Genomic DNA, 24,532 nt, shown 5'->3' on the forward strand with positions numbered 1-24,532 from the left:
GCAGTGAAGTTTTCGCTGCCCACTCTATCATTAGCGGGATGGCAACAAGGTCCGGAAACACAACAGGTCACTTTATGTCTGCATGGCTGGCTGGATAACGCTGATAGTTTTTTACCTCTTTGCGCTCACCTTACAGAATTGAATTTGGTTTCGATTGACCTGCCTGGGCATGGTCAATCCGATCATCGCAGTCCTGACGCCCATTATCATTTCTTAGATTGGATTTATGATCTGGCTACACTGATTCAAAGTGCGGGTTGGAAACAGGTCGATATTATAGGTCACTCAATGGGGGGCATGATTGGTTCTGTGTTAGCCGCTGTTATGCCGCAGATGGTACGCAAATTAGTATTGATCGACAGTCTGGGTTTGGTGGCAGGAGACGCAGCTAAAATCACTGAACAAGTTCGCACTGCAATTCATCACAGATGGCAAAGTCCACAGAAGCAAAAACCAGTTTACCCCGACCTGCATAGCGCTGCATTGGCCAGACAAAACCAAAGTGATTTTGACCTTGCAGCGGCACTGATTTTAACTCAAAGGGGCTCCAGAACTTGCACTGAAGGAATCACCTGGTCAGCAGATATGCGTTTGCGGGAGTCCTCAATCTATCGATTGTTGCCACCACAAGTGACACAGCTGCTGCAGGATATTCAATGCCCCGTGCTTGCTATTTTGGCAACTGATGGTCTGGACATGATGCAACAAGCACGACAACAGTATCAGTATTGTTATTCACAGCTAGAACTGGTGGAGTTGAGTGGTGGGCATCATTGCCATATGACTCAGCCGGAACAAACGGCCAACGCAATCCGTCAATTTTTACTGTCCTGACGATTTTTTATGCTCTGCAATCCTGCAGAGCTCCCTTGCGGGCCAGCTAAAGCTTGTTCCGGGTTCCTGACGATTTTTTTATGCTCTTCAATCCTGCAGAGCTCCCTTGCGGGCCAGCTAAAGCTGTTAAAAATCGTTCCTGACGATTTTTTATGCTGTTATAGTCGGGGGCAGAACTGCTGATTCCGCAGACAATTGTGAAATGAAAGCAATTGTGGGATGATGCAGGATTAGAGTAAAAACTCAGTGCCATTTTGTAGCAGATATCACCGAGGTCTGTACAAAGGGCCAACGTACTAACTATAACTACTATAACTACTATAACTAAAAAATAATAAATACCACGAGGAGAGGACAGTGGATCGAGTCTGGTCAAAAAATTACCCTGAAGGCGTTCCGGCTGATATCAATGCCGATCACTACGCATCGTTATTAGAAGTTTTTGATGAAAGCATCAAAGATTATGCAGGCAGAACTGCCTACATTAATATGGGCAAAAGCATCACCTACGCTGAATTGGATCAATTAAGCTTAAAGTTTGCTGCTTATTTGCAGCATCAATTAGGTTTGAAAAAAGGTGATGCAGTGGCTGTCATGATGCCTAATCTGCTGCAGTACCCTGTTTGTATTTTAGGTATTTTGCGTGCAGGTTGTGTGGTGGTGAACGTTAATCCACTGTACACGCCCCGCGAATTGCAGCATCAGCTACTGGACTCACAAGCCAAAGCCATTATCATTGTCGAGAACTTTGCTCACACCTTGTCTGAGGTTCAGGACAAGGTGAAACTAGATCACGTGATCTTGACGCATATGGGCGATATGTTAGGTCTGGTGAAAGGCACTATAGTCAACCTGGTGGTCAAGCACGTTAAAAAACTGATCCCTGCGCACAACTTGAAAAAGTACGTCACTTATAAACAGGTGATAGCGGCCGGTAGTGCTGCAGCTTACAAAAAGCCTGTTGTGGTTGGTGAAGATCTGGCCTTTTTACAGTACACAGGGGGCACCACTGGCGTATCCAAAGGCGCTATGTTGACGCACCGTAATATGATAGCCAACCTGGAACAAGCAGCGGGCTGTTTAGACCCACTTCTGAGCAAAGGCAATGAATTTATTGTTACAGCTCTGCCTCTCTATCATATTTTCGCTTTAACAGCTAACTTCTTGGTTTTTATGAAGTATGGCGGTACTAATCTTTTGATTACTAACCCGCGAGACATGCCTAACTTCGTTAAGGAGCTGGCGAAATATCCGTTTACAGCATTAACCGGCGTTAATACATTATTCAATGGTTTACTCAATACTCCGGGCTTCGCTCAGCTTGATTTTAGTAAGTTAAAGCTTGCTCTGGGTGGAGGTATGGCTGTGCAGCGTCCTGTGGCTGAGCGTTGGCAGAAAGTCACCTCAACCCGTCTGGTTGAGGGATATGGTTTAACTGAATGTGCGCCTTTAGTCACAGTAAGCCCCTACAATTTGCCCGCTTATAACGGCAGTATAGGTTTTCCTGCGCCTTCGACTGACATTAAACTGGTGAACGATGCAGGCGTTGAAGTGGCTGCTGGTGAAGCCGGTGAAATGTGGGTGAAAGGCCCGCAAGTGATGAAAGGTTATTACAACAGACCAGACGAAACAGCTAAAGTGTTAAATGCTGAGGGCTGGCTAGCCACTGGTGATATAGCTCGTGTTGATGACGATGGTTTCTTCTACATAGTCGATCGCAAAAAAGATATGATTTTAGTCTCAGGCTTTAATGTCTATCCAAATGAGATAGAAGAAGTCGTGGCAATGAACGATAAAGTATTGGAAGTTGCTGCCATTGGTGTACCGAACGAATCTACAGGCGAAGCCGTGAAGATTTTTGTCGTGAAAAAAGATCAAAGCTTAACTGATATTGAACTCATACAACATTGTAAGGAACGTTTGACGGGCTATAAAGTGCCGAAGCTGGTAGAATTTCGCACCGAACTGCCAAAAACTAACGTAGGTAAAATCTTAAGGCGAGAGCTGAAAGGTTAAACCTGAAAAAAAAACCGGCTTTTGCCGGTTTTTTTACGACGAAAAATTGGTTAAAGAAATAGAAAGAGACAATCAAGGATTTAAAATGATGTATCAACTTATAACCTCCTCCTCTGCTTTAGCTGCTTTTTGTGCGCAAGCCGCCACTGCTGAGGTATTAGCTGTTGATACTGAATTTGTTCGGCAGACGACATTAAGTCCAAAGCTTGGCTTGATCCAGTTGTTTGATGGCAAACAACTAGTGCTGGTCGACCCGTTAGCTATTGATGATTGGAGTTCTTTGCAACAGCTGTTTGCTGATCCGGCAGTCTGTAAAGTGGTGCACTCCTGCAACGAAGATTTAGAAGCTTTAGCCACTAAAGATCTGTTACCTGTATTGCCTCTGATTGATACCCAACTGGCTGCCGAACTGGCTGGTTGGGGCGGAAGTCAGGGCTATGCCAAATTGGTACAACGAGTTTGTGCTATTGAGCTGGATAAAAGTGAATCCCGCACTGACTGGATAGCACGACCCTTATCTGCATTACAGCTGGATTACGCAGCCAAAGATGTAGAGCATTTGCTTGATGTATATCAGGCGCTGAAAACAGAACTGCTAGCAAAAGGCCAATACGAATTACTGCTTGCTGAAGGCGAACATTTAATCGCACGCCGCTCTTTTGGTTTGCCTTTGGCATTTCGTCATCTTGAGCTGAAAAACAGCAATCTACTGGCCCCCCGAGAGTTAGCTATTTTGCGTGAACTGGTGATCTGGCGTCAGGAGTATGCGCAGCAGCATGATATGGCGTTAGGTTTTATCTTCAAAGATCATCATTTACTGGATATTGCTAAACGCCGTCCCGGTAGCCTGGAGTCGATGTTTAATATCCCTGAATTGCCTGGCCGTGAAGTACGCCGTCATGGTAAAGCTGTATTGGCTTTGATTGAAAAAGCCAAAGCGTTGCCGCTTGAAGAATGTCCTGCTCCTTTTTATCACACTGATGTATTTCAGGGCTTTAAAGAAGAAATGCAAAAAATCACAGATGCTATTAAAGCCGCAGCGAGAGAGTCTGGTATTCCTGCTGAATTTATCGCGGTTCGTCGCCAAAGCACTGAGTTTTTCAATTGGTGCTGGCGGGTCAGTGATAAAGACAGGGGGCTGTTGCCTTTACCTGAGTTTTTGCGAGGCTGGCGCCGCGAGATACTGCGTAAGCATCTGCCTGTGCCTGCACATGCAGCTGAATTGATCTGATCAAGCTTTTACTGCGTAAGTACGAGCCTTTCTGAATATGGTTTAATGCATTTTTTTAGAAAAATCATCCGGTTTTTTGCAAAAAAAGCCGTTGATCTAGTCAAAATTTGTCGTCGTAACCCTTTTGCAACATAAACAATCAAAAGGGTATTTATGATGAGATGGACAAATAAACTATGTGTCGTAGGTTTCACGCTGCTTGCTATCGCAGGTTGTAACGATTCTGACTCTCCACCAGAAATAATAGCTCCGCCACCTGTTAACGCGACAGTTAAAGTTGTGCACGCAGTTTCTGATGCACCAGATGTCGCGATCACCGCTAATGGTAGTGTAGCCGTTGAAAATCTGGCTTTTGGTGATGCCGCAGGACCAGTTTCCGTCGCACCTGGTAATTTCAGTACTTCTGTTGGTGCCAAATTACCTGGTGGCACCCAAGCCACAGTGATCCCACAAACCAGCCTTTCTTTAGCAGAAGCAACTGATTATGTAATTTTTGCTGTTGGTAAAGCTGCTGACAGTAGCATCGAACCTTTGGTTATCAACTTTCCTCAAACAGCAGTAAGTAGTGGCAATGTGCGTCTGCGTGTCGTACACGCTGCGGCATCTGCTCCAACAGTTGACGTGCATTTGACAGCTCCTGCTGCTGAATTATCCGCAGGTACTGTGGCCGCGACTCTTGAATTTAGCGCCAATACAGGTGATGTCACTGTTCCTGCTGGCGACTACAGAGTGCGTATCACTCCAGCTGGTGATTTGAGCACTGTAGTGTATGACTCAGGCACTGTCGCTTTGACTTCCGGTCTAGACTTAACCATAGCTGCGTTGGACAACAAGTTTGCTGGTAATTCGCCCGTCTCTTTATTAGCTTTAGTACAAGGCGGCGATACCAGTCTTGAGCTGTTGGATCAGGGCTCTGTCTCTGCGGTCCGCGTGGTGCATGATGTATCTGATGCGCCAGCTGTTGACGTGTTAGTTAACAATGCTGAAGCTATCAATGCCTTAGCTTTCCCGAACTTTACTGATTACGCTGAATTGGCTCCAGACACATATAACGTCAAAGTAGCTGCGGATGCGGATAATTCAGTTGTCGTAATTAACGCTGACCTGGAGCTGGAGGCTGGTGTTTATTACACTGTGCATGCAGTAGGTTCGTTAACTGAAAACAGCATTGAGCCTCTGGTAGTGGAAGATAAGCCACGTCGTATTGCTACAGCCGCACAAATTCGTGTGATCCACGGTTCTAGTCTGGCAGGCCCTGTCGATGTGTATTTAACTGCAACTTCTGATATTTCAGCGGCTACAGCTGCACTGAGTAACGTACCTTTCAAAGCGGACTCTGGCTATATCCAGGTACCTGCGGGTGATTATTTTGTCACTGTAACACCAACAGGCAGCAAAACAGCAGCTATTGGTCCTGTCGCTGTGACCTTAGATACGAATAAGATCTACACTGCAGTAGCGCGGGATGGTCAGGGTTTGACCGCAGATCTGGGATTGATCCTGTTGGACGACTTTAATAACGTACAGTAAAACTTAATAAAAAAAGAGGCAGGATCACAGATCCTGCCTCTTTTTAGTTTTTTAATTATTATTTTTTGTCGTCAGGGAAGGTGACGTTTAACTCCAGCACTGACAACTCGTCTGAACTTTTTTCCAGAGAGACAGACACCTGATCATCCGCTATATCGACATATTTGCGGATCACGGCCAAAATATCGCGTTCCAGCTGTGGCAAATAATCCGGGCTGTTGCGTCTGTTGCGCTCATGGGCGACGATGATTTGTAACCGCTCTTTGGCAGTTGAAGCGGTATTTTTTTTCGTTGAACGGAAATAATCCAATAACGACATTCGCTTAGCCTCCAAATATACGTTTGAGCAAGCCTTTTTTCTCCACATTCAGGAAACGGAAAGGCACGTCTTCGCCAAGCAAACGGGCGACTGTATCTAAATAGGCCTGACCTGCGTCACTTTCTTCATCCAGAATAACCGGAGTACCGGAGTTGGATGCATTTAACACAGCCTGAGATTCAGGAATGACACCTAAAAGTTTAATCGCCAGAATTTCGCCGACATCTTCTACACTCAGCATCTCGCCTTTGACGACGCGCTCAGGATTGTAGCGGGTTAACAGCAAGTGTTCTTTGATACCAGGTAAGCCTTGTTCAGCACGACGTGATTTGCTGCTGAGCATACCTAGAATACGGTCTGAGTCACGGACTGACGACACTTCAGGGTTAGTCACAACTATTGCTTCATCGGCAAAATACAACGCCATCATAGCGCCTGATTCAATACCAGCAGGCGAGTCACAAATGATGTAGTCAAACTCTTCTGCCAGCTCGTTCAGAATGCGCTCTACGCCTTCTTTGCTCAGAGCGTCTTTATCGCGGGTTTGGGAAGCAGGCAGAATAAACAAGGTGTCGATACGTTTATCTTTGATCATCGCCTGTTTTAAATTCGCTTCACCGTTAATCACATTAACGAAATCGTAAACCACACGACGTTCGCAGCCCATGATTAAGTCCAGATTTCTCAAACCTATATCGAAATCGATAATCACGGTTTTAAAACCGCGCATCGCGATACCTGTGCCAATAGCTGCGCTTGACGTAGTTTTGCCTACGCCACCTTTACCTGATGTAACAACAATGATTTTTGCCATCGCAAAATATCCTTAAAGCAAATCTGCTAAAACCAACTTATCGTCCTGCAACCCAATGCAAGCCGACTTACCCCAATATTCGCCTTGCAGACTGTCACTGAGCCAGTAACTTCCGGCTATGGAGATCAGTTCAGCTTCCAGCTTGTGACAAAACACGCGTTTTTGACTATCTCCGGCAGCGCCTGCTATGGCTTTACCACGCAAGGTACCGTAAATATGTATATTGCCATCGGCAATGACTTCAGCGCCGGCACCTACAGTACCACGGATCACTAAATCTGCACCTTTGGCATAAATTTGTTGGCCGGAGCGAATGTTTTGCTCCACCACTTTAGTCTCCATTACAGGAGCTACAACGGCAGCTTCTGTTTTTGTTTCTTTTTCTTTGCTTTCTTTGGCCGGAGTTTTACTTTTGCTCAATTGCAATGAAGCCAAACCAGCGGCCTGAGCCGCTTTTTTTAGTTCAGCAGATGCACCACATACACCGACCAAGACCAGCTCGAGCTCGTTGAAAACTTCAGCAATAGCTGCGAAATCAGGAGTTTGAGTTATAGACTCGACATTAATCACCACAGGTGCGCGGTAAAAAAAGGCTGGAGCTTGCGCCAATTTTTGCTGCAACTGAGTTTTTACTGCAGCGGCAGACAGGTCCTGACAATACAACACAGACAGTGGAAATAAACTGCCTTTTAATTCAAAGGAATGATCAGACATAGCTCAAAATGCGCACTTTATTATTTGTTTAATGACGGCAAAAAATCGTGTCAGCCTTTATTTGCTTGGTACGCAAGGCTGGTGCTTCATGTTATAGTTTGCGCCCCTGTTAGGCAAGTTAGTCAGAGTAGTTTTTGTCCTATGTTATGTGTCATTTATAAAAGTCCGAAGCTGGACCAAACCTATTTGTACGTATTGCGCCGTGATGACTTTAGCGCTGTACCTGAAGCCTTACTGAAAACCTTTGGCAAACCCCAACTGGTGACGCTGGTGAATCTGGCCACCAAAAGCAAACTAGCCCACGCAGATATTGATAAAGTCAGAGCACAACTGACAGAACAGGGCTTTTATTTACAATTGCCTCCGCCGCCTGAAGATTTACTTAAAGCGCATAAAGAGAGCTTGCAAAACAAGGAGTAACAGATGAAGTTGACTCAAATCGCAGTCATTGTGGTCAGTAGTTTATTGTTATCTTGTACCAGCACTGTGTCTGGCAATGCCCAAACTAAAACACAAACGGTAAAAACTGCGCCTGTCGCTAAAGTACCTGCCCTGCAAAAAGCCCAAACAGCCTCTGTGTCTGCATCACCTGCGCAAGATGCTTTGAATAAAGGTAGTTTTGAACAATACGCAGCTTCTTTAAAACAGCAGGCCTTAGACAAAGGCTATTCCAAAACTCTGGTCAATGAGGTATTCGCCAGCTTAAAGCACTACAAATCTGCAGTAGTGGCAGATAAAAAGCAGCCTGAATTTACTGAAACCTTAGATACCTATTTACCGAAGCGTGTGAGTAAACAACGCATTGCGCTGGCGCGTAAATACTACAAGGAGCATCAGCAAGAGCTGGAAACCATAGGCCAGAAATATGGGGTACAACCGCGTTTTATTGTGGCTTTATGGGGGCTTGAGAGTAGCTTTGGTAAGTTTATGGGCAACTATTCAGTACCTTCTGCTTTAGCCACTATGGCCTATGATGGCCGCCGAGAGTCCTTTTTTAAATCTGAATTCTTTCTGGCGCTGGATATTCTGCAGCAAGGCCATGTCAGCTTGGCAGATATGAAAGGCTCATGGGCTGGTGCTATGGGCCAAAGCCAGTTTATGCCCAGTGCATTTATGTCCTATGCTCAGGATGGTGACGGTGATGGTCACATCAACATCTGGCAAAGCCGTACTGATGCTTTCGCCTCTATTGCCAATTATTTAAAAACCCGTGGTTGGGACAATAGCCAAACCTGGGGCAGAGAAGTAAAAGTACCAAATAACTTCGATTTCTCTTACGTGATCCCAAAAGGCAGTAAAGACAGAACTCAGTGGCTGCAGTGGTGGGCTAAATCTGAACGTTCTTTAGCGGCCTGGCAAAGCTTAGGTGTTCGCACCACTGAAGGCAAAGCCTTACCACAACGCGATATCAAAGCTGCATTGGTGATGCCGGATGATGAACAAGGTCGGGTCTATCTGGCGTACAGCAACTATCAAACGCTGATGCACTGGAACCGGTCTTATTACTTTGTCACCAGCGTAGGTTATCTGGCGGATTTAATAGTAGCTGAGGATAAAGCATGAGTTATCAGCATAAAGATCTGCAAGGGCAGGCGATCCATCTGCCAGTAGGCAAAGCACTGTGTATTGGCCAGAATTATCAGGACCATATCGCTGAGATGAACAGCAAAACGGCACCGGAAGCACTGTTCTTTATCAAACCCAGTACAGCTGTCGTTGATATCCATCAGTCTTTTCCTATCCCAGACCAGTTAGGTGCTGTGCATAATGAAACTGAGCTGGCTGTGCTGATTAAAGCCCCCTTAAGCAAAGTGACTCCAGAGCAAGTGCTGGACGCTGTTTGGGGTTATGGTCTGGCGCTGGATTTAACACTACGGGATCAGCAAAAGAAATTAAAAGAGCTCGGACGGCCCTGGGAAATTGCCAAAGGTTTTGATGGCGCTTGCCCTGTCTCTGGTTTTATTGCGGCTGATGAACTGGGTGATGTGCAACAGTTAGAGTTTAGCCTGAGGGTGAATGGTGAGACGCGTCAGCAAGGCGATACCCGTATGATGATCCGTTCCGTCACTCAAATCATCAGCGAAATGTCACAGTTTTTTACTTTGCTACCTGGTGATCTGGTACTGACAGGCACACCAGCTGGAGTGGGGCCACTTTATAGTGGCGATCAGTTAGAATTAACTCTGGCCAACAAGCTACATATTAAGACGTCAGTACGCTGACAGAGAGGTTGAAGTGTTAACAGCAAAATTCTGGGAAACAAAAAGCCTGGAACAAATGACAACAGAAGAATGGGAAGCAGTCTGTGATGCTGCGCCAAATGTTGTCTGAATAAATTTATCGATGATGAAGACGAAGAAGCCGAAGGCCCAACGGATTACATCAAACCAGATGAGCAGATCCATTTCACCAACATAGCGTGTCGTTATCTGGACAGCCATAAATGTGCCTGTACTGTGTACGAGCAGCGTACAGTGCTGGTGCCGGATTGCGTCAAGCTGACGCAGGATAATTTAAAAGACATCTTTTTTATGCCCAATAGCTGCAGCTATCGTCGTTTGCACGAAGGCCGTGGTTTACCGTCCTGGCATCCGCTTCTGAATAATGGCAAAAAAAGTCTGATGCATAAAAAGCAAATGTCAGTGCGCAACAAAACCATTTCTGAAGATGCGGTCGATATGGAAAAGTTTGAAGATTATATTGTGACCTGGGCTATAAACGATCTGGATTAAAACCTTCATTGAGGGTTCAGTTGGGCAAGCAAAAATAGCGTTTTTTGATTTAGAGGGTGATGGTTGTGCAAGAAGCCATGCAAATTTTGCATCAGTTAAAACAGTTAATGGCCACTTTTAGTCCGGCCATAGTGCAGATGGTGATCAGTGCAATCATCATTTTGATTTACATCATTTTGAGCCGTCGTATTGCGCCTTTTGTTTACCGCACTATAGCGGCCAGCGTATTAAAAGATGAAATGAATCGTCGCGCTTTAGTGGTGTTTCATATACTACTGTTTTTACTGCTGGTTGTTGTCCTAAGTGTAGTCTGGGGCATCGACATCAAAGGGTTGCTGGTTCTTGCGTCTTCAATGATTGCAGTGATAGGTGTGGCGTTATTTGCCGCCTGGTCGCTGTTGAGCAACATCACCGCCTTTTTTATCATGTTAGGCCAACGTAATTTTGCACCTGGTGCTGAAGTGAAAATTATTGATGGTGCGAACCATGTTGAAGGCAAGGTGGTGGAAATCAATTTGTTCAGCACAGTACTGCTGACAAAAAACAACGAACAGATTGTCTATCCGAATAACCTGATCGTGTCCCGTCCAGTCATAGTGCAGCACCAGTTCAGAGCGGATAAAAACAAAATGGTCAACAGATGGCGGCGCAGACACCCTGATCATCGATAGTCTTGCTTGTTTGAACCCTTCGTATGAAGCTGCAGCTTCAAGTACGAAGGGTTTAGTCTGACAAACGCAGGGCTTCGCGGAATTTATCCACCCACATAGCAGTTGCGCCACACACAGCTACTGGCATAATCAGTAAGTTAATCAGTGGTACCAGGCTCAGCAGATAAACACTGATGCCAAACCCATAACTGTGTTTCCATTGCAGTTTGAGCGCCTTTCTCATGGTGCTAAAAGGCACTTTGTGGTTATCAAACGGATAGTCACAGTACTGAATAGCCAGCATCCAGCTGCAGAATAAAAACCATAACAACTGGCCTATGCCCGGCAGGATAAAAAACAGCAGTAAAAAGCCAATGGCGCGCGGCAAACAATAAACAAACTTTTGCCATTCACGGCCCAGCATACGCGGTACATCTTTTAAAAATGCGGCCAGGCCTTGATCCGGCAACGGCTGACCCGTTAAATGCAGCTCAGTTTTTTCCGCCAGTAAGGCGTTAAAAGGGGCTGCGATAAAATTCGCCACCATAGTAAAGGTTAAAGCTAAACCCATCACAATAGAAAACAGCGCCAAAAGCCAGACTAAAAATCCGATAAAACCCAGCCACTCAGGTAAGGTTGCTACGACCTGATCGACCCAGCCACCTAACTGACTGAATAAATAACCAAAAGCCAGTGCAAACAGCACCAGGTTGATACAAAGTGGCACCACCACATAACGTTTTAAGCCCTTAACCCGGATCAGGTTCAAACCTTTCATTAAATAATGCATAACTTTCATACCTCAACAGGGATCTAGGGCGAGCATATAGGCCATGTATCTGAGTCGCAACATAAAATCCGTAAGCAACTTTTTCAGCGCAGGAATACAAAGCGGCCGTGACAGCAGCACTGCTGTTCTGTTACATTCACTTTTGTTAACAAAACCTCGGCCTTATTGTTCAGGGACAGATGCGTCTTAAGCAAATTAAATTAGCGGGTTTTAAATCCTTCGTTGATCCTACCCAGGTGGCTTTTCCTGCTGCAATGACTGCTGTAGTGGGACCAAACGGCTGCGGAAAATCTAACGTTATTGACGCTGTACGCTGGGTGCTGGGCGAAAGCTCGGCAAAAAACCTGCGTGGTGATGCGATGACAGACGTTATTTTTAACGGCTCCACCCAGCGCAAACCTGTGTCTCAGGCTTCTGTTGAACTGATGTTCGAAAACACTCAGGGCCGTTTGCAAGGCACGCTAGCTGATCGTAGTGAAATAGCCATCAAACGTTTAGTAACGCGGGATGGCCAGTCGAATTACTTCCTTAATGGTACTAAATGTCGCCGCCGTGATATCACCGATATCTTCCTCGGCACAGGTTTAGGCCCACGCAGTTACGCCATTATTGAACAAGGCATGATTTCACGGCTGATTGAATCCAAACCTGCGGACTTGCGTATTTTTATCGAAGAAGCGGCTGGCATTTCCAAATACAAAGAACGCCGGCGCGAAACTGAAAACCGCATTAAGCATACCCGCGAAAACCTGGACCGTTTATCTGATGTGCGCGAAGAGCTGGGTAAAAACCTCGATAAGTTAAAACGCCAGGCTGCAGCTGCGGCACGTTTTAAAGAACTTAAAGCGCAGGAGCGTAAGCTCAAAGCGGAATTGGCCTGTGTGAAATGGTTACACTTTCATGGTCTGCTGCAGAAAACAGAGTTGGATATAGAGCACAAGCTGACCGAAATAGAACAATTTCAGGCGGCTCAATCCGGTGATCAATTGCTGGTGTTGCAACTCAAAGAGCAGCAACAGGATTTACGGGCTGAGCAGCAACAAGTGCAGCAGCAGTATTATCAGGTCGGTAATCAGATCACGCGCTTAGAGCAACAGCAACTGCACCAACGTCAGCGTCGCCAAAGCCTGACCGATGAGCTGCGCTCCTTGCAGCTGACTTTGCAGGAAGCTGACTCTTATATAGCGCAGCAGCGAGAGCAACTGGCGGAACTTGAATTCCAGCTCGAACATGCAGCACCAGATAGCGAACTGAAACAAGAGCAATTTGAAAGCCTGACCGAACAAGCGGAGCAAGCTCAGGAACAACTGCTGCAGGCTCAGAGCGCACTGCAGCAATGGCAGCAACAGTTTTTTGCCTTGCAGCAACAGCAGCAACAGAATCAGCTCAAAGCGCAGCACAGCCAACAGCAACAGCAGCAGTTACTCAACCGTATCAGCCAGTTACAACAAGAGTTAGCGCAACTGGATGCGGTGGCCGACTCGAAAGCTGCAGAGCCATTACTTACCAAACAGCACGAAACACAGCAGCAACTAGAGCTACTGCAACAGCAAAGTTCTGAAGCTGAGCAAGGTTATCAGGATTTACAGCACGCACAGCAGCAATACAAACAGCAGCAACTGGTAAGGCAAAGCGAATTAAAGCAGCTAAAAAACCAGCAGGACAAACTCAGTCAAATTCAGCGGCAGGTGAATCAGCAGCAACAGCAGCTGTTAAAGCAGCTGGAGATTGAACCGCAATGGGCCAGGGCTGTTAGTCTGGTGCTGGGCGAATTACAGCATGCAGTGATGGAGCAGGGGACAGAGCAAAGTTATGTCGCGCCAACTCAACTGACAGCCAAAGCCGGTACTTTAGCTGCGGTGATCCGTTCAGGCCTGTATCCGGATCCCTTTCATAGTGTGTTGCTGGCCGACAGCATCGAACAAGCGCGGGCATTGCAACATCAGCTAGAACCACAGCAATCTGTCATTTGCCCGCAAGGCATTTGGCTTGGCAGCAACTGGCAGTTAGTACCGGGACAAGCGGCTTCTGACAACTACTTAACCCGGCAACAGCAATTGCTGGAACTGGCGGAACAAATCCAGCAGCTTGAACAACAGATAGCGGAACAGCAGCAGCTCGAAGTGCGCTTCGACACAGAAGTCGCAACGAGCAGGCAGCAGTGGCAACACAGCCAACAGCAATTGCAGCAAACCAAAGAGCAGCTGCAAAAAATCAGCACCGACCTTTTATTACTGCAACAACAGCAGCAACTGCAGCAGCAAAGACGCTTACAAGCATCTTCAGAGTTAACGGCGCAGCAGCAGGATTTTGAGTTATTAAGCCTGCAGCTGGATGAGCTGGAGCAACAATCCGAAGCGTTAGATGAGCAGCATCAGGCGCAAAAAGCCAAAGAATGGCAATTGCAGCAACAACAAACACAAAGCCAGCAGCAGTATCAACAACTTAAACAACAGCAAGATGCTGTGCGTCAGCAACTGCAGCAACTGCAGCTGGAGCAACAAAGTGCGCAAAAGCAGCTAAGTTTCAGCCAGCAGAATTTGCAACGTAGCCAGCAACAACAGCAGCAATTGCAACTGCGCTTCCAATTGGTGCAGGAGCAATTGGCTGAAGTGTCAGAGCCGGATGCTGAGCAACATGAAAGCTTGCAACTATTACTGGAACAACGGGCTGAAGTTGAACTTTTAGTGCAGCAAAAAGCCGAAGCTTTGCATCAACTGGATGACAAGCTGCGTCAGGCCGAGCAAGGTCATCAGGGCGTTGCGCATTTACTGACGCAAAAGCAAAAAGAATTAGCCGATTTGCAGTTGGGTGCCGAAGGATATCGGGTGCGCGCCAATAATATGTTGGAGCAACTGACAGAGCTGCAGGTCAATTTTAAAGAACTGAGTGAAACTTTGCCCGCCGAAGCCAACGAGCAGGAATGGCAACAACAACTGGAAAAAACGCAGGATGCAGTAGGGCGTTTAGGGCCTATTAATCTGGCGGCTATTGAAGAATTTGAACAGCAGGACGAGCGTAAACAGTATCTGGATGCGCAGCATCAGGATTTAGTCTCAGCGCTTGAGACTCTGGAAACTGCGATTCGTAAAATTGACCGCGAAACCCGGCAAAAATTTAAAGAAACCTTTGAGCAGGTGAACGATGGTCTGCAAACTTTGTTTCCAAAAGTTTTTGGTGGAGGTAGTGCCTATCTTGATTTAACTGAAGAAGATCTGTTAGAAACAGGTGTAACTATCATGGCGAGACCGCCAGGGAAAAAAAACAGTACAATTCACTTACTCTCGGGTGGTGAAAAAGCGCTAACCGCTTTATCATTGGTGTTTTCGATTTTTCGATTAAATCCGGCACCTTTTTGCATGTTGGATGAAGTTGATGCACCTTTGGATGATGCAAACGTCGGCAGATTTTGTAATCTGGTACGGGAAATGTCTGAAACTGTGCAATTTATTTATATCAGTCACAATAAAATTGCTATGGAAATGGCGGCACAATTAATGGGGGTGACCATGCAGGAACCCGGCGTGTCGAGAGTTGTAGCTGTAGATGTGGAAGATGCCGTGAAAATGGCACAAGCCTAAAAACTAAAAGGTAAAAGAGATGGCTGAGGAATTACGTTTAGTCTTGATTGTTTTGGGTGTACTGGGTATTAGCGCTTTAGCTTTACATGGCTGGTGGACTGTCCGTAAAAATAATAAGGACATTGGCAACTATGAAGTAGAGGATACAACTTCTGCCAGCAGAGCTGATGGTTTTGATGAGCTGGGTATAGGTCGAAAGCGGGTATTACAACCGGGCGAAAAGCCGCAGCCGAAACCTGCACCAACTGTAGCACCAAAGGCCAATAAATTACGTGAACCAGTGAAAGTGCGCCGTGAGCCGGAATTAAACGAGCCGTCGCTGGATATGGGCAGCTTTTCTGCCACAGACGAGCCTTATGCTGAAGCTGTAGCCGAAGAGCAACAGGCTGCTTACGAAGCTGAAAAAGATCAAAGCGCTCAGGCGCCAGCCAACGAAGTATTGATCCTGTATGTATTACTGCCAGAAGGTGAAGAAATTAATGGCTCACTGTTGTTACCGTCATTGCTGACCTTAGGCTTTAAATACGGTGAGATGAATATTTTCCACCGTTTCCAGGACAACGCAGGTTCAGGCGAAGTGCTGTTTTCTCTGGCTAACATGTTTAATCCAGGCACCTTCGATTTAGAAGACATGGATAAAATGAATACCCGTGGTTTAAGTTTGTTTATGACTTTGCCAGGGCCAGGCGAAGCCTTACAGAATTTTAACCTGATGCACAGCGCTGCGAAAAAACTGGCGGATGAATTTGGTGGTCAGGTCCTGGATGGCCAGCGCTCAGTGCTGACAGTACAAACAGTTCGGCATTATGTAGAAAAAATCCGTGAATTCCAGCGTCAGCGCCTGATCCACGGTTAATACTGTACAGCTATGAAACAGGCCCCGTTATCGGGGCTTGTTTATTTTAAACTTTCAGATTTCAGACTTTAAGTGTCCGGGTACCTCAAATGAATCAAGCTATCCAACAACGCCTGCAACAGCTCAAAGACCAATTGGCTTATCACAACCACCAGTATTATGTGCTGGATAACCCAAGTCTTCCCGACGCCGATTACGACCAGCTGTTTTTGGAATTAAAGCAGATAGAACAACAGAATCCTGAACTGGTTACCCCTGACTCACCGACTCAGCGAGTGGGGGCTGCACCTTTAAGCAAATTTGGTCAAATCAGTCATCAGGTCGCTATGTTGTCTTTGGATAATGCTTTTGATGCCGACGACTTCGCTGCTTTTTACAAACGTATGGCCGACCGCATTGATGCAAGTAAAGACTTTGAGTTTTGTGCCGAGCCGAAACTGGATGGTTTAGCCGTCAGTATTCGGTACGAGCACGGCCTGTTGGTGCAGGCTGCCACCCGTGGTGATGGCTTTACCGGTGAAGATATTACTGCCAATGTCAAAACCATTAAGGCTGTGCCACTGAAGCTGTTGGGTGACGTACCGGCTGTGTTGGAAGTGCGGGGTGAAGTTTTTATGCCGCTGGCAGGTTTTGAGGCAATGAACGAAAAAGCCAGAGCTTCAGGCGATAAAGTGTTTGCCAACCCTCGTAATGCCGCAGCGGGTAGCTTACGGCAGCTGGATCCAAAGATCACCGCCACTCGTCCTTTGATGTTTTATGCCTATGCGGTAGGAGCAGTGGAAGACACAACTCAGCTCTTAAACGGCAAAAGCCATCATGCCCGTTTGCAACAACTCAAAGCCTGGGGCTTACCAGTGTGTCCGGAAATCCGCCATGTCACAGGTTTGCAAGCCGCTTTGGATTATCAGCAAAGCATTTTAACTAAACGCGCCACTTTGCCTTATGAAATAGACGGTGTAGTGCTGAAGGTCGACGATTTAGCCCAGCAACAAGCTTTAGGTTTTGTGGCCCGTGCACCACGTTGGGCTATTGCTTTTAAATTTCCGGCTCAGGAAAAAACCACCATTTTACTGGATGTCGAGTTTCAGGTTGGTCGTACTGGCTCAATTACGCCTGTTGCCCGTTTAGAGCCTGTGGTTGTGGGTGGTGTTACGGTCAGTAATGCAACTTTGCATAATCAGGATGAAATTAACCGCTTGGGCGTCAAAATAGGCGACACCGTGATAGTGCGCAGGGCAGGAGACGTGATCCCACAAATTGTTTCTGTGGTACAGGAGCAGCGGCCTGAAAGCGCACGTGACATCCTGTTTCCAACGCTTTGCCCTGTCTGTCAGTCCAGCATTGAACGGGTTGAAGGTGAAGCTGTAGCGCGCTGCACAGGCGGCTTATTTTGTGGAGCTCAACAAAAAGAAGCGCTGAAACATTTTGTCTCTCGTAAAGCTATGGATATTGAAGGTTTAGGCGACAAAATTATCGAGCAGTTGGTCGATCAGCAACTGGTGAAAACTCCGGCAGACATTTTCCGTCTGGATATGCCTGCTTTGGTTGGCCTTGAGCGAATGGGTGAAAAGCTGGCGCTTAAATTACTGAAATCTATCGAAGATTCAAAACAAACCACTTTGCCACGTTTTATTTATTCCTTAGGTATTCGTGAAGTAGGGGAAGCGACCGCGCTGAATTTAGCCAGTCATTTTGCTGCTTTGGATGCACTGCAGCAGGCAAGTATTGAACAGCTGTTAGAAGTGCCTGATGTTGGAGCTGTAGTGGCAGGTAACATCCAGCACTTTATGGCCGAAGAGCATAACGCCGCCGTCATAGCTCAATTGATTGAAGCAGGTATCCACTGGCCTGTGATTGAAAAACAGCAACAAGGCGAACAGCCACTGGCCGGTTTAACACTGGTACTGACCGGAACTTTAGTCAGCATGGGCCGTGATGATGCCAAGGAAAAACTGCAGCGTTTAGGCGCCAAAGTCTCAGGCTCTGTCTCCGCTAAAACTTATGCGGTGATAGCGGGGGACAATGCAGGCTCTAAACTGGCTAAAGCGACAGAGTTGTCTGTACCCGTCTGGACTGAGCAGCAGATGCTGGATTTGTTTGCACAGCATGGGCTGAACTGAAATGTCGCAGTTTTATCCGCTTTTGGATAAGTATGGCCTGACCCGGATACCACTGCGGTTCTATGCCGTGTTGCTGTTATTACTCAGGCCTTACATTCTGTGGATTTTAGTGCTGACTATGCCAGAAGGTGGCGATAAATTACTGGCTGCTGTGTATCCTAAAAGTAATGATTTTTTAACCGCTTGCCTTATCTGCGCACCTCTACTTTTAGTGGTCACAGCCTTGAGTCAGCGTAAAGAGAAAGGGAGTCAGGGCTGGTTTAAAGTATGGCGTCAAAGCCGTTGGATCATGTTAGTTATTGTTGCCACGGATCTGGTGCACAGTCTGACGCACTTACCCAACTATGTGATGCTCAAAGCGCCCTGGCTGCTGCTCTCACCCATGTTGTTAGTGCTTAGCTTATGGTGGTTGCTGAAAAATCCTGTGATGAAGCAGGTGGTGACTGAGTGGCCTTAGTGCAGCCTTAAATCGCTATTTTTTGCTGGCTTTGCAGTTGTTGCCAGCGTTTTTGCTGCGCTTCACTCAGTTTATTTCTGGACAGTATCACTTCACACTGCAACCTTAGTTGCTCGGTTTGAATGGCAGGATCGATATTCTCCGTTGAACCTAGTGATTGCAGCAAATTCAGAGCAATACCGACATTCCCCGGCATAATATGAAAGGCTTGGATAAAGGCGTCTAATGCCTGATGCCATTGGCCTCTCTCGTACAGTAGTACAGCGTTGTTGTTGAATTCTCTTGGCCCCATAGGCAAGGTTTCACGCTCTTGCAGTTCTTGTTTGAGGTAGCTCAGAAATACCGAGTCGACATTTTTCAGCTTATTTTCGTCCTGGGTCAGCTGCCTGAGTAATTCTCTGGAACGGCTTAATAAGCCCACTTCGTGCAAAGCTTTGGCTTTATCCAGAATATCTTCGGGACCTAGCTCTCCTTGGGTTTTATCCAGAGTGAGCAACATTTGCTTCGCTTTATCTATTTGATCTTTCAAATAATAAATCCGAGCCTGCACTACGGCTTGTTGTTGTTCTTTCTGTGGTTCAGGGAATAGTTGGCGCATATTATTTAAGGTCTCATTGGCGACCTTAGATAAGCGGATGATGTGTTCCTCTTCATCGATACTTAAAGCGTAATCAATAGAGGCTCGTGCCAGGTTCAGATACAAATCAGGTTGTTCGTAGATAGAGAAACGGGCAAATCTTAGTAAATCTCTGGCAGCTTTAAATTGTTGCTCGTAGTCATGCGTTAAACGCGACAGGTTCATTAGTTTTTGTTGGCGTAATAAATTACGTGGTGCCATATCTGCCGCTTGCAACAGCTCTGCCTGAGCTTTTTTATACAGATGCTGGCGCAGATGGATCTCAGCTAATAAATCCAGGGCAGCCAGTTTTAAATCAACCTTGTTCAGTAAAGGTTGTAACAGGGCTATCGCTTCAGAAAAGCCTTCCCGCTGAATTAAGCTGCGGGCTAAACCAAGTTTCACCCATTGCAGACTGTCGTGCTGGATCAGGTTGCTGTAAAACTGTTCGCTTTCAGTCCAGCGGCCTGCTTGTTGCAACAGCTCGCCTTTTATTTTCAGCAGCATGTTGTGGTATTTGGGCTGATAACCCTGTTCCAGCCATTGCTCCAGCAATTTCAGCGCCTGCCCGGTTTTGTTTAGATCCATCAAGGTATACAAAGGGCGGAATAATTTTTTACGTTGGACAGTACGATCTATACGGGCTTGTAAGTCTTTAATGGCGTAAGGCTTCACCATAAATTCGTCCGGCTGCAATTCTAAAACGCTATGCACCAGGCTTGGGTTTGTCTCTGCACTGATAAAAATAAAGCCTGTACTGTGACTAAATAAATTACGAGCTTTTAACTCCTGATACAGCTGATAACCATCTTTGCCATTCAAATTAAAAGAGCAAATAATCAAATCAAAGGTTTTGTCACGGCATTGAGTTAAAGCCACAGCAGAATTTTCAGCATAAATAAAACTGCTATAGCCCAGACTCTCCAGCGCATAACGCAGATAGTTCTGAGTTAAAGGCTGTTCATCTACAACCAGTATCCGGACGTCTTTGTTAAGTTTTACTGTCATAAATGAATTAGGTATTTTTTTATCATTTGTATCAAATATAGCCATTAAAGTGATAAAAATCTCGACTTTTTTCAAATGAATTCAATAGCTAAGGTTTTTCTGATTTAGGAAATTTATGGATAAGTGAAAAAATGGTAAAAACAAAACGTGTGGATTGAATAAATTCAAAGAGTTAACTGGATTCGAACCAGTCTGCCTTGGTCTTTTGTGAAGAGTGCGGTGCTTTTTTTAATAAGGAGAAAATTAGATGGTGGATGCTACTGGGTTCAAACCAGTCCGACTTGGGCTTTGGCAAAGGGAGCGGTGCTTTTTCAAATTAAATGGTGGATGCTACTGGGTTCGAACCAGTGACCCCCGCCTTGTAAGGGCGATGCTCTCCCGGCTGAGCTAAGCATCCATCGTGTGGTCGGCCGTCATTATAGGGGGCACGGTTTTTGTGTCAATAATATTTTTAGCTTTGTGAACCGTATGCTTTAAAAGTAAGCAGTTAAATCTTTTGCCGCATCATAGCTTCTCCCGTGCAATCACGGCTTTGCATTGGTACAATAGCGCCCAATTTTTTGGCCTTCAGTGGATTTGTTATGTCTATAGTTACTCGTTTCGCGCCAAGCCCTACAGGTTACCTGCACGTTGGTGGCGCCCGTACAGCCTTATACAGCTGGCTGCATGCTCGTAAAACCGGCGGTACTTTTATTCTTCGTATTGAAGATACTGATTTAGAGCGTTCAACGCAGGAATCTGTCGATGCCATTTTAGAAGGTATGGAATGGTTAGGTCTGGATTATGACGACGGCCCGTACTACCAAACCAAACGCTTTGATTTATATAAAGAAGTCGTTGCTCAGCTGTTAGCTGAAGGCAAAGCCTACAAATGCTTCTGTACTGTGGAAGAAGTGGATGCAATGCGCGAAGCGCAAATGGCTGCTGGCGAAAAACCGAAATACAACGGTATGTGGCGTGATCGTACCGACCACCCAACAGATAAACCTTATGTCATTCGCTTCAAAAACCCTCAGGATGGGGTGGTGGTGATTGACGATTTAATCAAAGGCCGGATTGAAATTGCTAATGCTGAGCTGGATGATTTAATCATAGCCCGCAGCGACGGTACGCCCACTTATAACCTGACCGTAGTGGTCGACGACTGGAAAATGGGTATTACGCACGTTATTCGTGGTGACGACCATGTCAACAATACTCCACGTCAGATGAATATTCTGGCCGCTTTGGGTGCCGACATTCCTAAGTATGCTCATGTACCTATGATTTTAGGTGACGATGGTAAGCGCTTATCCAAACGTCATGGCGCTGTAGGCGTGATGCAATATCGCGACAACGGTTTCCTGCCAGAAGCTTTGATCAATTACCTAGTACGTTTAGGCTGGTCTCATGGCGATCAGGAAATTTTCAGCAAAGAAGAATTGGTCCAGCTGTTTGATTTAAGCAACTGTAACCGCGCTCCTTCAGCCTTTAACACCGATAAGCTGATTTGGTTAAACCAGCATTATATGAAAACGCTGGCACCAGACTATGTAGCTAAACATTTAGCTTGGCATGTGGCTGAGCAGAAGCTGGATATCAGCACTGGCCCGGCTTTAGCCGAACTGGTGAAAGTGCAGGCTGAACGGGTGAAAACCTTAAAAGAACTGGTGGAAGTCAGTCGTTATTTCTACGAAGACTTTAGCGAGTTTGAAGAAAACGCTGCGAAAAAACACTTACGCCCCGTAGCAGCAGAACCTCTGGTTGCTGTTCAGACTAAACTCGCTGAACTGAGCGACTGGTCGGTAGAGGCTTTACATCAAGCTATTAACGATGCCGCTGAGAGCTTAGGTTTAGGCATGGGCAAAGTAGGTATGCCTTTACGTGTAGCTGTAACAGGCGGTGGTAACTCACCAGCTTTGGATGCAACTTTGGCACTGATTGGCAAAGAGCGGGTGTTAAAACGCATCAGCATGGCGCTGGAGTATATCAGCAACAGAGCTGGCGAATAAATATACCCTTCGTACTTGAAGCTGCAGCTTTGTTGACTAAGTGCTCTCGCTGCAACTCCAATTACTTTGGTTATAAATCGTAGGGGCGACCTTTAGGGTCGCCCGTCTTGCGTCAAAATCTGCTCCAGCAAGGCTGCATTCATTTGCAGCTGTCAAAATCGTTTTTATTTTTTAACAAGGGTTATACAAGATGCGTTTAGTAGTCGCATTGTCGGCGGTACTACTGTGTTCAGTAGTCTCTGTGCAAGCACAAGAATTTCAGAAAACACATGGTGAAGAGCAAAGCACTATTCCGCCTTGGGGTGGAGATGTTGAAGTCGGTGTCGTGTTAAGTCGCGGTAATACCGAAGCCACAGCTGTGCGCACCAATGCGGAGTTAAAACATGAGCTGGAGGATTTTCGGAACAAATACTACATCCAGACCTTGTTACAACGTAACACTCAAACCAACAGTGCCACAGGTGAAAAAGAAGACAACACCACAGGCCAACGGGTTGGTCTGACTGCACAAAGTAACTATAAATTTTTCCGTTCAGACAGCAGTTTATTCGGCCGGGCTGCCTACTTAAACGACCGTTTTGGTGCTTTCCGCGAGCAATCCTCAGTAGCTGTCGGTTATGCCAACAGATTATACGAAGAAGGTCAGAACTACTTAGACTTCGAAACCGGTCCCGGTATCGCATATGACAGACCGTCCGAAGGTGAAAGTAACTCAGGTATGATTTGGTACGCTGCCGGTAACTTTGAGTATCACTTCTCAGAAACCAGTAAGTTCAAACAAACGCTGGAATACGCTATTTCGTTAGATGGTCATAACACCAGCTACACCAGTCGTAGCGCTATCACAGCACAAATCAATAACGAGCTGGCGCTGCGTTTAAGCCTGAATATTAAATACGATTCAGATGTAGGTGTGGATAAGAAAAGCACAGACTCAGAAACCGCAGCTTCTATCGTCTATTCGTTCTAAAGAAAAAGGGGCAGAGTTTAAATTCTGCCCCTTGATACAGTCGAGTTCAGATATTAATGCAATACCCTGGCTCTTAGGGTTCCTGGAATCGCCTTTAACTCGTTCAGTGCCAGATCGCGATCCTGAGAATCTATATCGATCACCACATAACCAATCTCAGCGTTGGTTTGCAGATACTGACCCGAAATGTTGATGCCGTGCTTAGCGAAGGCTTCGTTGATTTTGGTCAGCATACCAGGCTGGTTTTTGTGGATATGGAGTAAACGTGAACGGCCTTTGTGCTCAGGCAGTGACACTTCAGGGAAATTCACTGCAGACAAAGTCGAACCGTTGTCGCTGTATTTCACCATCTTGCCTGCTACTTCAAAACCTATATTCTCCTGCGCTTCCTGCGTAGAACCGCCGATATGTGGCGTCAGGATCACATTGTCGAATTCGCGCAGCGGGCTAATAAATTCTTCATCATTGCTGGTCGGTTCTACAGGGAATACGTCTATCGCCGCACCGGCCAGTTTTTTTGCTTTCATCACGGCCGCTAAAGCGTCAATATCGACCACAGTGCCGCGTGAAGCGTTGATCAAAATACTGCCTTGTTTCATCAGATCCAATTCAGCTTCGCCGATCATATTTTTAGTCTGAGCGGTTTCAGGCACGTGCAAAGTCACTACGTCTGAGGTTTTCAGCAAAGTACCAAAATCGACTTGTGTGGCATTACCTAATACCAGCTTGTCTTCGATATCGTAAAACTGCACACGCATACCAATGTTTTCCGCCATGATGCTCAGCTGAGTACCAATATGGCCGTAACCTATAATACCTAAGGTTTTACCACGGGCTTCAAAGGACTGAGTTGCAGTTTTTTGCCATTCACCGCGGTGGGCTGCCGCATTACGCTCCGGAATACCACGCAGCAACATAATGATTTGGCCTAATACCAGCTCAGCTACAGAGCGGGTGTTAGAAAACGGCGCGTTGAATACCGGAATACCACGCATCAAAGCCGCGTCTAAATCGACCTGATTAGTACCGATACAGAAGCAACCGACAGCGACCAGTTTCGTAGCCGCGTCCAGCACTTTTTCAGTCAGTTGGGTACGTGAGCGAATACCGATAAAATGCACATCACGGATTTTTTCAATCAGTTCAGCTTCATCCAAAGAGGTTTTTAAATACTCAATGTTGCTGTAGCCCTGATTCTTAAAGCTTTGCACCGCACTTTGGTGCAAACCTTCCAGTAACAGGATCTTGATCTTGTCTTTGGGCAGCGAAAATTTTTCCATTTTACTTCTCTTTAACTTGTTGC

At 46.1% G+C, this 24,532-nt stretch carries 21 protein-coding genes and 1 tRNA gene; 15 read left to right on the forward strand and 7 right to left on the reverse strand.

Annotated features, from left to right (window positions below; translation table 11 throughout):
* The first annotated feature begins 3 nt into the window (after positions 1–3).
* The 4 genes from WH43_RS15715 to WH43_RS15730 all read left to right on the forward strand — a co-directional run bounded on the left by WH43_RS15715 (position 4) and on the right by WH43_RS15730 (position 5,611).
* Positions 4–834: an alpha/beta fold hydrolase gene (locus tag WH43_RS15715; protein ID WP_286049827.1), complete on the forward strand. Its 831-nt coding sequence runs from the start codon at positions 4–6 to the stop codon at positions 832–834.
* A 357-nt stretch (positions 835–1,191) separates the two neighbouring features.
* A complete protein-coding gene (gene fadD / locus WH43_RS15720; RefSeq protein ID WP_053425524.1) occupies positions 1,192–2,850 on the forward strand; it encodes a long-chain-fatty-acid--CoA ligase FadD in 1,659 nt (552 codons plus the stop codon).
* Positions 2,851–2,935: 85 nt separating this feature from the next.
* A complete protein-coding gene (rnd, locus tag WH43_RS15725; protein ID WP_082335816.1) occupies positions 2,936–4,081 on the forward strand; it encodes a ribonuclease D in 1,146 nt (381 codons plus the stop codon).
* Positions 4,082–4,234: 153 nt separating this feature from the next.
* Positions 4,235–5,611, forward strand: coding sequence for a DUF4397 domain-containing protein (locus WH43_RS15730; protein WP_286049828.1), 1,377 nt, complete (start codon positions 4,235–4,237; stop codon positions 5,609–5,611).
* 58 nt (positions 5,612–5,669) lie between these two features.
* Here WH43_RS15730 and minE read toward each other — a convergent pair whose 3' ends face one another.
* Genes minE through minC form a run of 3 tightly spaced genes read right to left on the reverse strand, consistent with a single transcriptional unit; the run spans position 5,670 to position 7,458 of the window.
* Positions 5,670–5,930: a cell division topological specificity factor MinE gene (minE, locus tag WH43_RS15735; RefSeq protein ID WP_008900582.1), complete on the reverse strand. Its 261-nt coding sequence runs from the start codon at positions 5,928–5,930 to the stop codon at positions 5,670–5,672.
* Positions 5,931–5,934: 4 nt separating this feature from the next.
* The gene (gene minD, locus WH43_RS15740) at positions 5,935–6,744 is read right to left on the reverse strand and encodes a septum site-determining protein MinD (RefSeq protein ID WP_053425526.1); all 810 of its coding nucleotides are present in this window, start codon (positions 6,742–6,744) and stop codon (positions 5,935–5,937) included.
* 12 nt (positions 6,745–6,756) lie between these two features.
* A complete protein-coding gene (minC, locus tag WH43_RS15745) occupies positions 6,757–7,458 on the reverse strand; it encodes a septum site-determining protein MinC (protein ID WP_053425527.1) in 702 nt (233 codons plus the stop codon).
* A 141-nt stretch (positions 7,459–7,599) separates the two neighbouring features.
* Between minC and WH43_RS15750 the strand changes: the two genes are divergently transcribed.
* From WH43_RS15750 to WH43_RS15770, 5 genes are all read left to right on the forward strand, one after another.
* Positions 7,600–7,878 carry a YcgL domain-containing protein gene (locus WH43_RS15750; RefSeq protein WP_053425528.1) on the forward strand — a complete coding sequence of 93 codons (279 nt, stop codon included), beginning with the start codon at positions 7,600–7,602 and terminating at the stop codon, positions 7,876–7,878.
* Between the two features lie 3 nt (positions 7,879–7,881).
* Complete coding sequence (locus tag WH43_RS15755) at positions 7,882–9,021, forward strand: lytic murein transglycosylase (RefSeq protein ID WP_082335817.1); 1,140 nt, start codon at positions 7,882–7,884, stop codon at positions 9,019–9,021.
* Entirely contained in the window at positions 9,018–9,680 is a 663-nt protein-coding gene (locus WH43_RS15760) for a fumarylacetoacetate hydrolase family protein (protein ID WP_053425529.1), read from the forward strand. The genes WH43_RS15755 and WH43_RS15760 overlap by 4 nt, the downstream gene beginning before the upstream one ends.
* 117 nt (positions 9,681–9,797) lie before the next feature.
* Positions 9,798–10,190 (forward strand): YcgN family cysteine cluster protein, encoded by a 393-nt coding sequence (locus WH43_RS15765; RefSeq protein WP_286049847.1) that lies wholly within the window; start codon positions 9,798–9,800, stop codon positions 10,188–10,190.
* 65 nt (positions 10,191–10,255) lie between these two features.
* Positions 10,256–10,861 carry a mechanosensitive ion channel domain-containing protein gene (locus WH43_RS15770; RefSeq protein ID WP_286049830.1) on the forward strand — a complete coding sequence of 202 codons (606 nt, stop codon included), beginning with the start codon at positions 10,256–10,258 and terminating at the stop codon, positions 10,859–10,861.
* Between the two features lie 52 nt (positions 10,862–10,913).
* Here the strand turns inward: WH43_RS15770 and cysZ are convergent, their stop codons facing one another.
* Entirely contained in the window at positions 10,914–11,630 is a 717-nt protein-coding gene (gene cysZ / locus WH43_RS15775) for a sulfate transporter CysZ (RefSeq protein ID WP_053425577.1), read from the reverse strand.
* Between the two features lie 179 nt (positions 11,631–11,809).
* Here cysZ and WH43_RS15780 point away from each other — a divergent pair, with 179 nt between their 5' ends.
* From WH43_RS15780 to WH43_RS15795, 4 genes are all read left to right on the forward strand, one after another.
* Positions 11,810–15,211 carry an AAA family ATPase gene (locus WH43_RS15780; RefSeq protein WP_053425531.1) on the forward strand — a complete coding sequence of 1,134 codons (3,402 nt, stop codon included), beginning with the start codon at positions 11,810–11,812 and terminating at the stop codon, positions 15,209–15,211.
* A 19-nt stretch (positions 15,212–15,230) separates the two neighbouring features.
* Positions 15,231–16,067 carry a cell division protein ZipA gene (gene zipA, locus WH43_RS15785; RefSeq protein WP_053425532.1) on the forward strand — a complete coding sequence of 279 codons (837 nt, stop codon included), beginning with the start codon at positions 15,231–15,233 and terminating at the stop codon, positions 16,065–16,067.
* A gap of 89 nt (positions 16,068–16,156) precedes the next feature.
* A complete protein-coding gene (gene ligA, locus WH43_RS15790) occupies positions 16,157–18,187 on the forward strand; it encodes an NAD-dependent DNA ligase LigA (RefSeq protein ID WP_053425533.1) in 2,031 nt (676 codons plus the stop codon).
* Position 18,188: 1 nt separating this feature from the next.
* On the forward strand, positions 18,189–18,644 hold the full coding sequence (locus WH43_RS15795) for a DUF2919 family protein (protein WP_053425534.1): 456 nt from the start codon (positions 18,189–18,191) through the stop codon (positions 18,642–18,644).
* Between the two features lie 7 nt (positions 18,645–18,651).
* On the opposite strand, the gene WH43_RS15800 is transcribed toward WH43_RS15795, so the two are convergent.
* Together WH43_RS15800 and WH43_RS15805 are read right to left on the reverse strand one after the other, a co-directional pair.
* Entirely contained in the window at positions 18,652–20,268 is a 1,617-nt protein-coding gene (locus WH43_RS15800) for a response regulator (protein ID WP_053425578.1), read from the reverse strand.
* A gap of 321 nt (positions 20,269–20,589) precedes the next feature.
* A tRNA-Val gene (locus tag WH43_RS15805) sits at positions 20,590–20,665 on the reverse strand.
* A 184-nt stretch (positions 20,666–20,849) separates the two neighbouring features.
* Between WH43_RS15805 and gltX the strand changes: the two genes are divergently transcribed.
* Together gltX and WH43_RS15815 are read left to right on the forward strand one after the other, a co-directional pair.
* A complete protein-coding gene (gene gltX, locus WH43_RS15810) occupies positions 20,850–22,259 on the forward strand; it encodes a glutamate--tRNA ligase (RefSeq protein ID WP_053425535.1) in 1,410 nt (469 codons plus the stop codon).
* Between the two features lie 190 nt (positions 22,260–22,449).
* The gene (locus WH43_RS15815; RefSeq protein ID WP_053425536.1) at positions 22,450–23,229 is read left to right on the forward strand and encodes a DUF481 domain-containing protein; all 780 of its coding nucleotides are present in this window, start codon (positions 22,450–22,452) and stop codon (positions 23,227–23,229) included.
* A gap of 53 nt (positions 23,230–23,282) precedes the next feature.
* Here the strand turns inward: WH43_RS15815 and serA are convergent, their stop codons facing one another.
* Positions 23,283–24,509 carry a phosphoglycerate dehydrogenase gene (serA, locus tag WH43_RS15820; protein ID WP_053425537.1) on the reverse strand — a complete coding sequence of 409 codons (1,227 nt, stop codon included), beginning with the start codon at positions 24,507–24,509 and terminating at the stop codon, positions 23,283–23,285.
* Positions 24,510–24,532: the final 23 nt, after the last annotated feature.

The sequence above is a fragment of the Rheinheimera sp. KL1 genome (genome assembly GCF_001275035.1).
GTDB classification, from domain to species: Bacteria; Pseudomonadota; Gammaproteobacteria; order Enterobacterales; family Alteromonadaceae; genus Pararheinheimera; species Pararheinheimera tangshanensis.

Excerpts from the sequence above, each read along its gene's own strand:
- minE (WP_008900582.1), bottom strand. The coding sequence starts at position 5,930 with ATGTCGTTATTGGATTATTTCCGTTCAACGAAAAAAAATACCGCTTCA.
- serA (WP_053425537.1), bottom strand. The coding sequence starts at position 24,509 with ATGGAAAAATTTTCGCTGCCCAAAGACAAGATCAAGATCCTGTTACTG.
- WH43_RS15730 (WP_286049828.1), top strand. The coding sequence starts at position 4,235 with ATGATGAGATGGACAAATAAACTATGTGTCGTAGGTTTCACGCTGCTT.
- WH43_RS15800 (WP_053425578.1), bottom strand. The coding sequence starts at position 20,268 with ATGACAGTAAAACTTAACAAAGACGTCCGGATACTGGTTGTAGATGAA.
- WH43_RS15780 (WP_053425531.1), top strand. The coding sequence starts at position 11,810 with ATGCGTCTTAAGCAAATTAAATTAGCGGGTTTTAAATCCTTCGTTGAT.
- WH43_RS15750 (WP_053425528.1), top strand. The coding sequence starts at position 7,600 with ATGTTATGTGTCATTTATAAAAGTCCGAAGCTGGACCAAACCTATTTG.
- gltX (WP_053425535.1), top strand. The coding sequence starts at position 20,850 with ATGTCTATAGTTACTCGTTTCGCGCCAAGCCCTACAGGTTACCTGCAC.
- zipA (WP_053425532.1), top strand. The coding sequence starts at position 15,231 with ATGGCTGAGGAATTACGTTTAGTCTTGATTGTTTTGGGTGTACTGGGT.
- rnd (WP_082335816.1), top strand. The coding sequence starts at position 2,936 with ATGATGTATCAACTTATAACCTCCTCCTCTGCTTTAGCTGCTTTTTGT.
- WH43_RS15795 (WP_053425534.1), top strand. The coding sequence starts at position 18,189 with ATGTCGCAGTTTTATCCGCTTTTGGATAAGTATGGCCTGACCCGGATA.
- cysZ (WP_053425577.1), bottom strand. The coding sequence starts at position 11,630 with ATGCATTATTTAATGAAAGGTTTGAACCTGATCCGGGTTAAGGGCTTA.
- minC (WP_053425527.1), bottom strand. The coding sequence starts at position 7,458 with ATGTCTGATCATTCCTTTGAATTAAAAGGCAGTTTATTTCCACTGTCT.
- WH43_RS15755 (WP_082335817.1), top strand. The coding sequence starts at position 7,882 with ATGAAGTTGACTCAAATCGCAGTCATTGTGGTCAGTAGTTTATTGTTA.
- WH43_RS15815 (WP_053425536.1), top strand. The coding sequence starts at position 22,450 with ATGCGTTTAGTAGTCGCATTGTCGGCGGTACTACTGTGTTCAGTAGTC.
- ligA (WP_053425533.1), top strand. The coding sequence starts at position 16,157 with ATGAATCAAGCTATCCAACAACGCCTGCAACAGCTCAAAGACCAATTG.
- WH43_RS15760 (WP_053425529.1), top strand. The coding sequence starts at position 9,018 with ATGAGTTATCAGCATAAAGATCTGCAAGGGCAGGCGATCCATCTGCCA.
- minD (WP_053425526.1), bottom strand. The coding sequence starts at position 6,744 with ATGGCAAAAATCATTGTTGTTACATCAGGTAAAGGTGGCGTAGGCAAA.